The sequence below is a fragment of the Candidatus Albibeggiatoa sp. nov. BB20 genome, from assembly GCA_016744725.1.
Taxonomy (GTDB): domain Bacteria; phylum Pseudomonadota; class Gammaproteobacteria; order Beggiatoales; family Beggiatoaceae; genus Albibeggiatoa.
This window is the reverse complement of record JADGDW010000009.1, coordinates 1-14,043: the sequence shown is the minus strand read 5'-3', so window position 1 is coordinate 14,043 and position 14,043 is coordinate 1. Positions and strand designations below refer to the sequence as shown.

General features: G+C 38.9%; 14 protein-coding genes. 7 read left to right on the top strand and 7 right to left on the bottom strand.

What is annotated here, in order from left to right; translation table 11 throughout:
- Positions 1–67 precede the first annotated feature (67 nt).
- Entirely contained in the window at positions 68–1,363 is a 1,296-nt protein-coding gene (purD, locus tag ABXH34_RS01950; protein WP_353570172.1) for a phosphoribosylamine--glycine ligase, read from the top strand.
- A 260-nt stretch (positions 1,364–1,623) separates the two neighbouring features.
- Here the strand turns inward: purD and cas6 are convergent, their stop codons facing one another.
- The 4 genes from cas6 to sixA all read right to left on the bottom strand — a co-directional run bounded on the left by cas6 (position 1,624) and on the right by sixA (position 3,524).
- Entirely contained in the window at positions 1,624–2,331 is a 708-nt protein-coding gene (cas6, locus tag ABXH34_RS01945) for a type I-MYXAN CRISPR-associated protein Cas6/Cmx6 (RefSeq protein ID WP_353570171.1), read from the bottom strand.
- Complete coding sequence (locus tag ABXH34_RS01940) at positions 2,331–2,513, bottom strand: sulfur relay protein DsrC (protein WP_353570170.1); 183 nt, start codon at positions 2,511–2,513, stop codon at positions 2,331–2,333. The genes cas6 and ABXH34_RS01940 overlap by 1 nt, the downstream gene beginning before the upstream one ends.
- 17 nt (positions 2,514–2,530) lie before the next feature.
- On the bottom strand, positions 2,531–2,929 hold the full coding sequence (locus ABXH34_RS01935) for a PilZ domain-containing protein (protein WP_353570169.1): 399 nt from the start codon (positions 2,927–2,929) through the stop codon (positions 2,531–2,533).
- Positions 2,930–3,014: 85 nt separating this feature from the next.
- Positions 3,015–3,524 (bottom strand): phosphohistidine phosphatase SixA, encoded by a 510-nt coding sequence (gene sixA, locus ABXH34_RS01930; protein WP_353570168.1) that lies wholly within the window; start codon positions 3,522–3,524, stop codon positions 3,015–3,017.
- A 273-nt stretch (positions 3,525–3,797) separates the two neighbouring features.
- Here sixA and ABXH34_RS01925 point away from each other — a divergent pair, with 273 nt between their 5' ends.
- Positions 3,798–4,235: a tetratricopeptide repeat protein gene (locus ABXH34_RS01925; RefSeq protein ID WP_353570167.1), complete on the top strand. Its 438-nt coding sequence runs from the start codon at positions 3,798–3,800 to the stop codon at positions 4,233–4,235.
- A gap of 3 nt (positions 4,236–4,238) precedes the next feature.
- Positions 4,239–4,883 (top strand): type II secretion system protein, encoded by a 645-nt coding sequence (locus ABXH34_RS01920; protein WP_353570166.1) that lies wholly within the window; start codon positions 4,239–4,241, stop codon positions 4,881–4,883.
- A gap of 19 nt (positions 4,884–4,902) precedes the next feature.
- Here the strand turns inward: ABXH34_RS01920 and ABXH34_RS01915 are convergent, their stop codons facing one another.
- Positions 4,903–6,099: a response regulator gene (locus ABXH34_RS01915; RefSeq protein WP_353570165.1), complete on the bottom strand. Its 1,197-nt coding sequence runs from the start codon at positions 6,097–6,099 to the stop codon at positions 4,903–4,905.
- 11 nt (positions 6,100–6,110) lie between these two features.
- Positions 6,111–10,673, bottom strand: a complete 4,563-nt coding sequence (locus ABXH34_RS01910; RefSeq protein WP_353570164.1) for a hybrid sensor histidine kinase/response regulator — start codon at positions 10,671–10,673, stop codon at positions 6,111–6,113.
- A gap of 225 nt (positions 10,674–10,898) precedes the next feature.
- Between ABXH34_RS01910 and ribBA the strand changes: the two genes are divergently transcribed.
- The 4 genes from ribBA to ABXH34_RS01890 all read left to right on the top strand — a co-directional run bounded on the left by ribBA (position 10,899) and on the right by ABXH34_RS01890 (position 13,392).
- The gene (gene ribBA, locus ABXH34_RS01905; RefSeq protein WP_353570163.1) at positions 10,899–12,020 is read left to right on the top strand and encodes a bifunctional 3,4-dihydroxy-2-butanone-4-phosphate synthase/GTP cyclohydrolase II; all 1,122 of its coding nucleotides are present in this window, start codon (positions 10,899–10,901) and stop codon (positions 12,018–12,020) included.
- 4 nt (positions 12,021–12,024) lie between these two features.
- On the top strand, positions 12,025–12,501 hold the full coding sequence (gene ribH / locus ABXH34_RS01900) for a 6,7-dimethyl-8-ribityllumazine synthase (protein WP_353570162.1): 477 nt from the start codon (positions 12,025–12,027) through the stop codon (positions 12,499–12,501).
- A complete protein-coding gene (nusB, locus tag ABXH34_RS01895; protein ID WP_353570161.1) occupies positions 12,498–13,037 on the top strand; it encodes a transcription antitermination factor NusB in 540 nt (179 codons plus the stop codon). The genes ribH and nusB overlap by 4 nt, the downstream gene beginning before the upstream one ends.
- A gap of 91 nt (positions 13,038–13,128) precedes the next feature.
- Complete coding sequence (locus ABXH34_RS01890; protein ID WP_353570160.1) at positions 13,129–13,392, top strand: hypothetical protein; 264 nt, start codon at positions 13,129–13,131, stop codon at positions 13,390–13,392.
- A gap of 44 nt (positions 13,393–13,436) precedes the next feature.
- Here the strand turns inward: ABXH34_RS01890 and ABXH34_RS01885 are convergent, their stop codons facing one another.
- Positions 13,437–13,982: a hypothetical protein gene (locus ABXH34_RS01885; protein WP_353570159.1), complete on the bottom strand. Its 546-nt coding sequence runs from the start codon at positions 13,980–13,982 to the stop codon at positions 13,437–13,439.
- Positions 13,983–14,043 lie beyond the last annotated feature (61 nt).

Below are 14,043 nucleotides of genomic sequence, written 5' to 3'. Positions count from 1 at the left end.
ACCAAATAATCACATAAATTATGCTAAACTTGGTCAATTGTTTTGATTAAGATGGGCAGCACTAGCAATGAATGTACTAGTTGTCGGTAGTGGTGGTAGAGAACACGCACTTGCATGGAAAGTGGCACAATCTACACAGGTTGAAAAAGTGTTTGTCGCACCGGGAAACGCAGGGACTGCTTTAGAGGCAAAACTGGAAAATGTAAATCTAAAAGTCAATGATGTGCAGGGTTTAATCCAATTTGCACAAAATAATGCTGTGGAATTAACCATTATTGGCCCTGAAGCACCTTTAGTGATTGGCATTGTTGATGAATTTCAAAAAGTAGGACTTAAGTGTTTTGGCCCTAGTTTAAAAGCTGCTCAACTAGAAGGTTCTAAAACATTTACTAAAGATTTCCTGATTCGCCAAAATATTCCAACGGCCGCTTATGGTACGTTTACAGATGTTCAAACCGCATTGGATTATTTACAAAAAACCTTTACTAATCAACAAAAAATTGTGATTAAAGCAGATGGTTTAGCAGCGGGTAAAGGGGTTGTGATTACTGATGATATGCAGGAAGCTGAAGACACGATTAAGGATATGTTAGAAGGCAATATCTTTGGAGAAGCTGGGCAGCGTATTGTTATTGAAGAATTTTTAGAAGGTGAAGAAGCCAGTTTTATTTGTATGGTTGATGGTGAGCACATTCAGGCCTTTGCCAGTTCGCAAGATCATAAGCCACGTGATGAAGGCGATAAAGGCCCAAACACAGGCGGTATGGGTGCGTATTCGCCCGCTCCTGTTGTCACGCCTGAAATTCATGACCGCGTAATGAAAGAAGTGATTGAACCGACAGTAAAAGGTTTAGCCGCTGAAGGTTATCCTTATACTGGCTTTTTATACGCGGGTTTGATGATTGATAGTCAGGGTAATCCAAAAGTGTTGGAATATAATTGCCGTTTTGGTGATCCTGAAACCCAGCCTATTATGTTGCGTTTAAAATCAGATTTAGTGGAAGCATGTTTGGCTGCAATTGATAAACGTTTAGACCAAATTACTTTAGAGTGGGATCAGCGCACCTCACTTGGTGTGGTATTGGTGGCAGGTGGCTATCCTACCAATTATGCAAAAGGCCATGTGATTCAAGGTTTATTCGAAGCTGATGGCATGGATGGTAAAGTGTTCCATGCAGGCACGAATAAGCGTGATGGCGAAGTGGTTACTGATGGTGGTCGGGTGTTATGTGTCACCGCATTAGGTGATTCCGTCTCAGAAGCACAGAAAAAAGCCTATGCGATTATTTCTAAAATCAATTGGACCAATATGTATTATCGCAAAGATATTGGTTATCGTGCCATTGCCCGCGAACAAGAATAGTTTAAGCTATCGCTTTTGACTGCTAGTTATTTTAGGATAATACAGGACTGGCAGTCTTAGATTTTAAAACTATTTGATATTTAAAGTATTTCAGGACTGCCAGTCCTCATCACACTCAAGATAGAATTGACTATAGTCCTCAAAAGAGTGGCAGTCCTAAACAATAAATAGCCCTAAGTATTTCTTAAAAAATCAAACTGACAAAAATAGCGTGCGAGTCACTTAAAATACACCATTTCGCAATACAAAATATTGACTTCTTAAGCTTGTGCCGTTGCCTTACTATCTTTTTTTGCAACATTAACAGGTGCAATGTCTTTATGCGGCACAAAGAGACCAAAACCCATGGTTCTACCTGTACCTAAGCCTTGCTGTTGTACTGTCATCGCGTCTGCTGGGCTAATATCTGCAATCATCAAACTGCGGGTAAATATCTGTCCATCAGGGATTTTAAAATAATGACTTTTGCCACATAAGGCTTTGCGACATTCAACCTGCATCTTAGCCAAATCATTGACGCATTGCATGATAAAACGATCTTCGTCTTGGTTCTCGTCAGCAACGATGTGATGGGCTAATAACACAGGCATTGCGACTAAAGATTTTTCAGTCATTTTTCCTACTTTCAATTCATGACCTGCAACATCCAATACCTTTGAAGTCAGAATTTGAGCTTCTGCTATGCGGGAATGGGGTAAACGTAATGTCAATTTAGTGCGCCGAGATAAATACATCAATTCATCTTGTGATTCTGGACGCTGCCAACCATTGCCAGACGCTGCACCATGAATTAAATGTAATCCTGCTAATGACTCATCAGTAAACCAAGGCAAAACTTGAGTAATGGCTTGTGAAAGTGCAAAAGCATGGTCAACAGGTAACACTTTGCAGGCTATATCAAATACTAAATCAATAACCTCATTATGATCTGTAGACTGAATAATCTCCTCCTCTTCTTGCCATAGCATTAGTAAAATGCCGCCTCCAAACGGTCTTCCCAATTTTCTGGGGTATCAAAAAAAGACGGTTTCACGTCCATACGGAAGAAACGCTCATTTGACTCCTTTTTAGTTTTTTCAAGCAATGTGAGCAGCTCATCAAAACTTTGCAGTTCATGATGCTGTATCAACATCTCGCTCAGATACAACATAAAACTTCCTCCAATGATTATGTTTTATTGTCTAATATTTCATGATAGCGATCATCTAATTTTTGTATTAGTTCATTAATCGACTTTAAATCTTGTTGTGATACATCTACCAGCATAAATCCAGTGCTAATGAGCGGTGGATTTACTTTTTTGCTACACCAACGACTTTGAGCATGAAATCGAATCCGCTTTTCTTTAAAATAGTTATAAAACATCGCGGCTTCAACATCACTAAGGCGAATTTCTAATACATAATTTTTATGTACGGTAATAGGTGCTTTACTTAATACCATTACACCTGTGGAACTGATATTAGCGAGAAAACCAACCAAATCACCATTTGAAGCATCAAACACCTGTAAATACATAGAAAGAAATCGGCGTTTAATTTTTCTACGCTCTTGCTCAGTTTCCATGATTATTCTCGTCGTCAACGGGTTTAATATTACATTCTAGCATTGCAGGTATCGTTTAGCTGGGATAAAGCCTTAAATAAACTGCTTAAGCTGCTAATTGGCGTAAATGTTTAGGCGCTAAATACCATAATAAATTCGCCTTTCCAGCCTGAATCTCAGCCGTAAATTCGAGTAAACAGGCCGAGCCTTTTTTTAACGGCAGCCAATTGCCTTGATGTCCTGTTAATAGCCAAGTGGCTAATTCCCCCAAATCAGGTTCATGTCCAACCAGTGCAATGGTTTCGAGGTGATAACCATAAGTCTGTAAATACGACAAAATAGCTTGCTTGTCACCACGTGGAGATAGAATTTTGAGTGTTTCAACTTGGGAGTCGTTATAACGTTCGGATAGAATGGTGGCAGTTTGTTGCGCACGTAGCAAAGGGCTGGCGACAATTCGATGCAGCACAGGAACTAATTTTCTAACTCCTTTTGCGGCTTTCTTGGTTTTATCTTGACCTTTTTCAGTCAAAGGACGCAACTCATCTGCTTGGCCTGTTGTTGCAAATTCGGTTCTGTCTTCTGCCATACCATGCCTAACAATTAAAACTTGCATTTAAATGCTCTCCATAAATCCAATGAGTTCGGCTTAGTATAAAGTGTTTTTGTGACGATTCAGAATTTTTCTCATTTCATTTTCGTGGTATAGGTATTTTCATAGAACTAATTTAAAATCTACAATGATAATATTTTCACCTTGCATAAACTCTATTCTATTCAGATACTAATCCTAGTAATTATTGTGCCAGTCAGCTTAAAACCTTGAGGACTCAAAGTTACACCCTATAATAAACTTACACAAAAAATAACATCAATGTGAGGATGAATAATGTCAGAACAATTATCTGTTGAACAAAGTATGAGTTTACAAAGTGGTATTGCAGCATTTGAAACAAAGCAGTTTGCACGTGCACAACAGTTATTATCACTATTGGCTGAAGAAGGTCAGACAGAAGCACAGTATCGTATGGCTATCATGTGCCAAAATGGCTTGGGTATGGTGGTGAATGAAAAAAATGCGGAAAAATATATGCGAGGGGCGGCAGAACAAGGCCATCCAATGGCACAACATGGGCTTGGCTTTATGTACATGGAAGGCGAATGTGTTGAGCAGGATGATAAACAAGCGGTTGTTTGGTTTCAAAAAGCGGCTGACCAAGAACTTATTGGTTCAATGACAACGCTTGCAATGATGTATGAGCAAGGACGTGGCGTTGAGCAAAATGCAGAGCAAGCTCAATACTGGTATAAAAAAGCAGGATTCTAATTTATGCAGCAACAACGTGGCTTTTCACTGTTAGAAATGACGATTGTTATATTGGTTTTAAGTCTGATTTTAGCCAGCACAGCCCAGTTTCTGCGCGTGCAATCAGAATATAAGGCATTAAAAGCAACAGACAAACAGTTACAAGTGATTCGAGAAGCGTTGTTAGGTTTTGCAACTTTAGAAAATCGTTTACCTTGCCCAGCCGCTGATGAAAATGGGCAAGCCGAAACAACATTATGCGATGCAGAAGGTTATTTACCTTGGGTTGATTTAGCGATTGATGGACGGGATGCTTGGGGCAATATTTTTCGGTATCGGATTGATAAAAATTTTGCCTCAGATATTCCAGATGATGTGCAAACCTACTCCAATTTAAAAATTAAAAATGTGGCTGGCACTATCGATTGGACTGTTGCAAACAGCAGTGCAACGTGCAAAAAAAATGCTAGCACTATTGTTGTGTGCTCGCGTGTGGTGGCTATTTTCTTTTCGGTTGGAGCAAATAAACACGCTGACAGTCGTAATACGGGAGGCGATGCCACTTATGCGTATGATGAATATAGCGATGATTTTGATGATCGTTTGTTATGGTTAGGCGTTAGCGATCTTGTTGGCGGGATGTTACGTGTCGGTAAATGGCCTTTTTAGAATCTAAAATCATTTAAAATTAACTGGTTTTTTTTAATTCAAAATAAAATAAACTGCCTTCACCTTCTTGGCTTTCTACCCCTGCTTGACCGTCTAATTTTTCCGCAATTTGTTTCACAATAGATAGCCCTAAGCCATGTCCTTCAATCCGCTTCTGATGTAAACGGGTAAATGGGGTAAATAAACGCGCTTGCTCTTCAGAGCTCATGCCATTGCCATTATCTTTAATCCAAAACCGTACGAATGAATTGGGTAAAACTTTCGCCCCAATGCTTAGCTGTGGCGGCTGGCCACCATATTTAATCGCATTAGAAATATAATTCAGCCAAATTTCCTCAATCCATGTGCCATAACCCCAAATCGCAGGCAATTCGGTTTGAATTTCAATCTGTGCTTGAGATTGTTCAATGATGTATGCCAAGCGATTATCTAGCACTTGTGACACCAGCTTTTGCATATCCACCGTTTCAAATTGTACTTCTTGCTGGCGTGAAACCCCTGCGAGTAACAATAAACCTTGAATGATATTAGATAAATTATTGCCCGATTGGTGAATCATTTTAAATCGGTTCAGCATTTTTTCCGTCACTGAATCACCTTGCTTAGCGTTTAAGCACAACATCTCGCTTAAGCCAATCACGCCTGATAGTGGATTTTTTAAATCGTGGGCAACCGTATGGGCAAAGGCATCCAGCTCCATATTACGCTTTTGCAATTCTTCACTGCGACGGTGTAGTTCTTCTGTTTTGTCCAATAAACAGTCATTCAGTTCACTCAATGCAGTTTGTGCTTGTTGACGCTGCAATACTTCGATTTGTAAGGCTTTATTCAGGCGATCTATCTTAAGGTGGATTTTGACCCGAGCTAAGACTTCTTCTTGGCTTAATGGCTTGGTAATATAATCCACTGCGCCCAATGACAAACCTTTTACTTTTTCCTTACTATTTTCTAAAGCGGTAATAAAAATAATGGGAATATGTTGGGTTTCTGTATCAGCTTTTAAACGTTGGCAGACTTCAAAGCCATCCATCTCGGGCATCATAATATCTAGTAAAATCAAATCAGGTTGCGCCTGCTTTGCTTTTTGTAAGCCACTCATACCATCTTTGGTTGCTAAAACTCGAAACCCTTCATTGCTCAAAAAATACATTAAGACTTTGATATTATCTGGCGTATCATCAATTAACAATAAAGTGGTTTCATTTTTCCCAGACATAGTTCATAACCCTAAGGTGATTGTAATAATTCACAAATTTTTTCGCATTCAATATCATCTGCGAGCCGACGAATTTTATCTAAATTAGATTGCATCAATTTGTCAGCATCAAGTTTATCTAAATAGTCTAAAATTCCCTGTACATCACCCATATTAGCAAAATCATATAAATCTTGAACTTGCTGGCTTGATAGGCCGCTATGGCTAATATCAAATTGTGCTTCACTGTTGGAAATAGAATCTTGTTGTACTGTATCTTTATAAATCCAATCTAAGTTTAAATGCTGTTGTAGACAATTTAATAACTGCTCGTGATTGATTGGTTTTGATATAAATTCAACAAACCCTACTTGCTTGGTTTTTTGCATATCCTGTGTAAACGCGCTGGCAGAAACTGCAATCACAGGGATAGATAAGCTATGTTGTTGGATTTGCTCAAATGCGCTGTAGCCATCTACTCCTGGCATCACTAAATCCATGAAAATCAAAGCAGGTTTATGGGCTAAAGCCATTGTCACTGCTTGTTGCCCATTTTTAGCTTCCAAGGTATTAAAACCAAGTAAAGATAACATCTTAGCCAGAACCAAACGATTTTCTAATTTATCATCAACCACTAAAATAACGGGTATTTTACCTTTAAACCCCATAATATCACGACGCTGACGAATCGCTGGATTGCTAGGGGTTTTGATGACAGTCGCTAGCGGTAGATTAATTGAAAATACACTGCCTTTACCAAGTTGACTACTGGCTTTCAAACTACCGTTCATCATTTTGATCAGTTTATTTGTGATAGACAAGCCTAGACCCGTGCCTTTAAGCCGATAATAATAAGTGCCTGCTTGTTGAAACGGTTCAAAGATTTTTTCAAGGTCTTGTTTTTCAATCCCAATCCCTGAATCTTCAATTAAACAATGCAGATTATTTTCACTATAAGCCACTCGAAGACACACTTTGCCGCCTTCGCTAGTATATTTCACTGCATTACTCAGCAAATTAATTAATACCTGCCGCAAACGTTTTTCATCGCCATGCACAATACAAGGTAGTTCAGTTAAGGCTTCATGATGATAAATCAATTTTTTATCTATTGAGCGCATTCTAAACATTTCGTTAATATCATGAATGAGTATTCTTAAATCAAAATCTGTTGGATAGAGTTCAAGTTTTCCTGCTTCAATTTTGGATAGGTCTAAAATATCATTGATGAGGGCTAATAAATATTCAGCATTGCGATGAATGATGTTAATCCCATTTTGATAATCACTCGACATGGTTTCATCTTGGCGAAAGATTTGGGTATAACCCAAGACTGCATTCAATGGGGTGCGTAATTCATGACTCATATTGGCTAAGAAGGTGGTTTTGGCATAATTGGCTGCTTCGGCAAGTTCTTTGGCTTGTTGTAATTCCACTTCAACTTGTTTGCGCTTATCTAAATCAACAACAATACCCAGTACCGCAATTAATTCTCCATCCCGTTCAATTGCTGATGCCCATAAATCGGCCCAAAAACTTTGGCCATCATGACGAATAAAACGCTTTTCAACTCGATAGCTCTTTAAATCACGATTCAGTATGCGTTTAAAATATTGATTGCTGGTGGTCACATCATCAGTATGAGTCACTTGTCTAAAGTTTTTTTCTATTAAAGAACTATGAGAATAGCCCAACATTTTGAGCCATCGATCATTAGCTTGGATGTAATAACCCTCTAAACTAACCAAACTGATACCAACGGTTGCATTGTTAAAAATTGCTTTGAATCGAGATTCACTTTCTTGCAATGCCACTTCTGCTTGTTTTTGCTCAGTTAAATCAGTGTAAGTACCCACCATACGAGTGGCATGTCCATCATCAGCCCAAACCGCCATACCGCGATCCAATACCCAAACATAATGCCCATCTTTATGCTTCATACGGTACGTCAATTCATAAACAGGCAATTCATGATGTAAGTACGCATCAATCTGGGATAAAACCCATTCATAATCATCAGAGTGCAAATGTTTGCGCCATTCATCTACGTGGTGTGGTATTTCATAAGTTTTGTAGCCCAGAATTTGTTTAAATCGAGGCGAGTAATATTCTGCACCTGATAATATATCCCAGTCCCAAATCCCTTCTTTTGCCCCTTGCACAGCTAAATCAAATCGCTGTTCACTTTGGCGCAAAGCCTGTTCAATCTGCTTGCGTTGCGTAATATCAATAAATGACCAGATAACTCCTTGCGTGACATCTTGTTTATCTAATAAACGCCCGCTCATATATAACCAAACTGTTTGACCATTTTTATGTTTAAACTGGTATTCAATATCTTTAATTTCATGGCTCAAAGCTTGTTCATAGTATTGTCCAAACTGAGTATAATTATGTTGAGAAACATGTAATATACGGGCAGATTTACCAATGGTTTCATCGCGTTGATAGCCTAATAATGACAGGGCTGCCGCATTCATTTCATGGATAATACGCTCAGATGAGACAATTAAAATGCCGGCCATATTGTTATTTAATACCGCTTCTTGCCATGCCGAGGTTTCTTTTAAACGCTTTTCACTGGCGCGTAATTGCTGTTCAGCGCGGACCTGTTCACTAATATTAACCGCAATACCAAGCACACTTTTCCCGTTGGTCTGGTCTAAAATAAGTAGATTTTCCAAACCAAATAATTGACCATTGTGTTCAAAAATATCGGTGTAACGCTGATTTTCACCTGCCAAAACTTTCTTGAAATAAGGTTTGATTTGTGGATACACATCCAAGGCACTTTGGCCGACCAGTTGATTGGGTTTCAAGTTGAGCGCCTCTAAACCTTGGCCTTGCGATTCTACAAAAATGCCATTTTGATCTAAACGATATAGGATCAGAGGTAATTTTAATAAGCTATTAGTGATTTGAGCTAAATTGGCTATGCAGTTTTCCGTTTCTTTAATTTTGCTAATATCTTGCATCTGTGCAATTAAATACAACGGTTTATTCAATTCATCACGCACAATCGATGCACTGGCAATCACCCAAACCTCATACCCTTTTTGATGAATATAGCGTTTTTCAAGTTGAAAAGAACGAATTTGATCGGTGAGGAGTTGTTGTAAACATTGGTTAGTCGCATCAATATCATCAGGATGGGTGATTTCTAATACAGTTTTGGATTTTAATTCATCCTCTTTGTAGCCCAAAATGTGGCATAAAGCAGGATTAACCACTTTAAATTGCCCAGTATTATTGAGCAGCGCAATACCTGCCCCACTGTTATCAAACACATTTCTAAACCGCTGCTCACTTTCTTTTAATTCGAGTTGGGTTTGACGCAGTTCTGTGACATCTTGCACCGTACCCACAAACTGTTGTGTATCATTTCCATACACAATGCGCCAATTGGCTTGAATATAACGTAGCTTCCCATCAGGGCAATGCACGTGATAGGCAATTCCTTCTTTTTTCTTGGGTTCTCGAATTGCTCGTTCTGCAATACGCCGAATATACTCATAATTTTTAGGGGAAATAGGATATTTGAGCATATTGGTTTCATGTGGATTGATTTCATTTTCCAACCCAAAAACATGATAAGTTTGTACACCCCAATACATATCACCCGAAGCTAAATCCAATTCCCAGTAGCCAACTTGGCCAATCCTTTGAGTTTCCACCAATCGATCCTGAGTGTCTTGTAACACCTGATCTGTTTTACGCCATTCAGTAATATCATGGATCACGGAATATAAATAAGTTGTCCCTTCTAATTCAACAGGACTGGAGTGTACTTCTACCTCACGTATTTCACCCGATGCCAAGCGATGTTGAAAATAAAACTGTGCTCGCTGTTCTATCCGTGCAAAATACATTTCTCTTTGCACACCCTCAATCGACAAAATATTAATATTGTGGATATACATTTCCCTGAATTGTTCAATGCTATAACCATAATAATCACAAGCTGCAATATTAGCATCCAGAATCGCGCCATTTTGAGGGTTAATTAATAGGGAAATTGCTTTAGTGTTATCAAATAATTGACGGTAATGGATGGCTTGTACCGCATCATAGGTTTCATCCGAAATAGGTTGAGAGCTAGGAGCAGATTTAACTTCTAAAATATTGGTACAACATTGAGGTTGTTGAGTGAGTTTATCGATACAAACATGGCTTTCTAAATTTAGATGAATCAGTTTTCCATTATTTTTTTTGAAATGAAGCTGACAGGTTTGCATTTCTTCTATTGCAAAAACCCGCTTGATATGTTTATGAAATAGAGCTTGTACTTCTATTGGCAAGTAAATTACAAAGGGATTATTATCAATTTCTTTATGTTCTAAGTCGAGCAGTTTATGTGCGGTAGGGTTGGCTTTTAGAATAGTACCTGTTTTATCAAAATACACATAACCAACTGAGTTGAAATGATATAGCCTATCTCGATCCTGTTGTAATACCTGATTTTGAATTTCCAGTTCTATCTTTTGAATCGCAAGTTCTTGTAATAAAATACGGGTCGTTTCGGAACAATCCGAGGGATAGTCAAAATTGTTTTGATTAAACAAAATTTCGGCTTGTTGCCGAACCAGATTAGACATTATTAATTACCATATCATTTTTTATCTATATAAACTTTATATGCTGCACTATGAACATTTTAAATGACTCTTAGCCAAGAAATAAAGAGCAAAATACAGCTTAATAAGCAGTTTTTGCATCATTGATCTTGTCAATTTCAAATCTAAAATCAAAACCCCAAAATATAGAAACAAGGTATGATATAATTCGGCATTTTCGCTAACTTGAACCACTAAAAGATGAGTATGCCATTCAATAATATTAATGACATCATAGCTGATATTCGTCAAGGTAGAATGGTCATCATAATGGATGACGAAGACCGTGAAAATGAAGGTGATATTATCATGGCGGCGACTAAAGTGCGTCCAGAAGATATCAACTTTATGGCAAGATATGGCCGTGGCCTGATTTGCCTTACTTTAACACGCGAACGTTGTGAGCAATTACATTTACCCTTGATGGTAAGTGAGAATCGTTCTGCCAATGGCACTAATTTTACCCTATCCATTGAAGCAGCCCAAGGTGTAACCACGGGTATTTCAGCCGCAGATCGTGCAACAACGATTAAAGCTGCAGTGACCTCGGATGCAAAATCCTCTGACATTGTACAACCGGGGCATATTTTCCCATTAATGGCACAACCAGGTGGCGTACTGCGGCGTGCAGGCCATACTGAAGCAGGTTGTGATTTAGCCCGTTTAGCAGGCTTAGACCCTTCTGCGGTGCTTGTGGAAATTTTAAATGAAGATGGCACAATGGCGCGTCGTCCTGATTTAGAAATTTTTGCTAAACAACATAATATCAAAATGGGTACGGTTGCGGATTTGATCCATTTTCGGGTTGAACATGAAAAGACTGTTGAACGGGTTGCAAATTGCAAATTACCCACTGAATTTGGTGAATTTCAGCTACATGCTTATCAAGATACGATTGATAATACAGTTCATTTGGCATTGGTTAAAGGTCAAATTAACCCAGAAATACCCACTTTAGTGCGAGTACATATTCGAGATACGTTGTGTGATTTAACATCCAGTATTCGTGAAGAATGTGGTTGGCCCGTGCGTGATGCCTTGCAACGGGTATCAGAGTCTGACGCGGGTGTTATTGTCATTTTACAACAACAAGATGATATGGTAGCCATTGCAAAGCGGATTCAACAATGTGCCAATAAAGATCAAGGTGTTATATTACAGCCTTCTGTTGCTACACATCCCCAAGATTTACGCACACATGGTTTGGGGGCGCAAATTTTAGCAGATTTAGGTGTGAAAAAAATGAATGTACTCAGTGCACCGAAGAAAATGCACGGTATTTCGGGCTTTGGTTTAGAAGTCGTCGAATATGTACACCAAGAAGGATAAAAGTATGACACAATACCATCTAATTGAGGGGAATTTTACTGCACAAGATGCCAACTATGCCATTGTTGTCGGTCGCTTTAACAGTTTTATTACTGAAAGCTTACTCAATGGTGCAGTAGATACGTTACAACGGCATGGTGTTGATGCAGACAAAATTTCAGTCGTTAAAGTGCCGGGGGCGTTTGAAATGCCTATGGCAGCCCAACGTTTAGCAAAATTACAAAAATATGATGCCATTATTGCGTTAGGAGCTGTGATTCGTGGTGGAACACCGCATTTTGACTATGTTGCTGGAGAATGTACCAAAGGTTTAGCTCAAGTTTCATTGCAATATGATGTGCCTATGGCATTTGGCGTATTGACCGTGGATAGTATTGAGCAAGCGATTGAACGTGCAGGCACAAAAGCAGGTAATAAAGGTGCAGAAGCAGCACTCTCGGCAATAGAAATGGTTAGCGTATTAGGCAAAATCACTGCATGATAAAAAATATTTTTCAAGCACGTACAGCAGCACGACAAAAGCTGGTACAGGCGTTATACCAATGGCAATTGGCAGGACATAATATTCGGGATATTGAAAACCAGTTCATGGATGGTCAGGATATGCGAAAGGCTGATTTAGAGTATTTTCATCAGCTTTTGCACAATATTCCGCCAATGATTAAACAATTAGATGAAATGTTGTTACCGTTCTTGGATCGGGATCAGGAGCAACTAGACCCCACTGAACGAGCTATTTTATGGCTAGGTTGTTACGAGCTAAAGCAATGTCCTGATATTCCTTTTCGGGTCGCGATTAATGAGTCTGTGGAATTGGCAAAAAAATTTGGGGCAGATGATAGCTTTAAATATATCAATGGCGTATTAGATAAATTAGCCCAGCATTTAAGCAATCCAAGTCAGCCATTACCAAAAGTCACCAAGAAAGTGGCAGCAGCTAGGGTTATCGCAAAACCATCGCAACCACTCAAAGATAAACCTAAAAAAACAACGACAACACTGAGTTTGAAAAAATAATATTGTATTGACAGTTTATTGCAAATACGTGCTATGTATGCTGTAAAAGCTGCCAATATTCGTTAACAAACACCTATCAAGGAGAATCAACATGTTATTTCGAGTTGTTGGCTATGCTTTTGTAGGATGGTTATTGTGGAAGTTTGGCAAGAAAGCATATTTAAACTATCTTGAGCAATCTGTACCAGAAGGGGCAGCAGCAGGCTATGCACACTCAGCCCCTCCAAATTACATTAACATGAGTCGCTGTGATTATTGCGGCCTAAATATCCCTTCTTTTGAAGTGGTTACTATAGGTGGCAACAAATATTGTTGTAAAGAACACGCAAAATTAGCTAAGCGTGATGAGGTGTAGAGTGAGCCTATTCTGTTGGCTCACCCCTCACTTTACAATGGGTATTAATAATGGCAACCTCGATAAGTCCGACGTTTTTCTTTATTAGACGATGGCATCGGTGTGTAAGCCATATCCTCAGCTTCTTCCATTTCAACTTCCTGCTCATTCATTACAACACCACGATAAACAATTGGCGAATGTTTCTCTTCACGTGCTGATTCATCACACGCGATTGTTGCACCGCGGTAACACTTAGATGACTCAGATTGACGTTGTAATAATGGTGAATTATCTGGAATATCATGGCCAAGCGAGTTCAATAGTTGGGCTGTTATCGGTAAGTCATTATGTTGTTGTAGGGAGAAAAATACATTTTCAGAAAAAACATAGTGTCCTGTCTTTACCTCTCTAATTTTTCGCACCGCTGCTAATCCACGTTCATGTTCCCATGTGCACGCAGAAACTAAGCCTTCTCGTAAAATAATCGCTACCGTTGCATTATCCCAAGTGGTAATAAAAAGCGTGCCTGTTTTTTCCGTAACGCACAATTGATATAAAATTGAAAGTAATTTTGCGTAACTAATACCTGTAAATTCATCGCAAGACATAATGAGTACCTTTGCTTTAGCGTGTAAACATGTCATAGGTTAACTTTAGCAAAATTAGCTC

What these genes read in the sequence shown, in the direction of transcription:
- purD (WP_353570172.1), top strand. Translation starts at nt 68, where the DNA reads ATGAATGTACTAGTTGTCGGTAGTGGTGGTAGAGAACACGCACTTGCA.
- cas6 (WP_353570171.1), bottom strand. Translation starts at nt 2,331, where the DNA reads ATGCTATGGCAAGAAGAGGAGGAGATTATTCAGTCTACAGATCATAAT.
- ABXH34_RS01940 (WP_353570170.1), bottom strand. Translation starts at nt 2,513, where the DNA reads ATGTTGTATCTGAGCGAGATGTTGATACAGCATCATGAACTGCAAAGT.
- ABXH34_RS01935 (WP_353570169.1), bottom strand. Translation starts at nt 2,929, where the DNA reads ATGGAAACTGAGCAAGAGCGTAGAAAAATTAAACGCCGATTTCTTTCT.
- sixA (WP_353570168.1), bottom strand. Translation starts at nt 3,524, where the DNA reads ATGCAAGTTTTAATTGTTAGGCATGGTATGGCAGAAGACAGAACCGAA.
- ABXH34_RS01925 (WP_353570167.1), top strand. Translation starts at nt 3,798, where the DNA reads ATGTCAGAACAATTATCTGTTGAACAAAGTATGAGTTTACAAAGTGGT.
- ABXH34_RS01920 (WP_353570166.1), top strand. Translation starts at nt 4,239, where the DNA reads ATGCAGCAACAACGTGGCTTTTCACTGTTAGAAATGACGATTGTTATA.
- ABXH34_RS01915 (WP_353570165.1), bottom strand. Translation starts at nt 6,099, where the DNA reads ATGTCTGGGAAAAATGAAACCACTTTATTGTTAATTGATGATACGCCA.
- ABXH34_RS01910 (WP_353570164.1), bottom strand. Translation starts at nt 10,673, where the DNA reads ATGTCTAATCTGGTTCGGCAACAAGCCGAAATTTTGTTTAATCAAAAC.
- ribBA (WP_353570163.1), top strand. Translation starts at nt 10,899, where the DNA reads ATGCCATTCAATAATATTAATGACATCATAGCTGATATTCGTCAAGGT.
- ribH (WP_353570162.1), top strand. Translation starts at nt 12,025, where the DNA reads ATGACACAATACCATCTAATTGAGGGGAATTTTACTGCACAAGATGCC.
- nusB (WP_353570161.1), top strand. Translation starts at nt 12,498, where the DNA reads ATGATAAAAAATATTTTTCAAGCACGTACAGCAGCACGACAAAAGCTG.
- ABXH34_RS01890 (WP_353570160.1), top strand. Translation starts at nt 13,129, where the DNA reads ATGTTATTTCGAGTTGTTGGCTATGCTTTTGTAGGATGGTTATTGTGG.
- ABXH34_RS01885 (WP_353570159.1), bottom strand. Translation starts at nt 13,982, where the DNA reads ATGTCTTGCGATGAATTTACAGGTATTAGTTACGCAAAATTACTTTCA.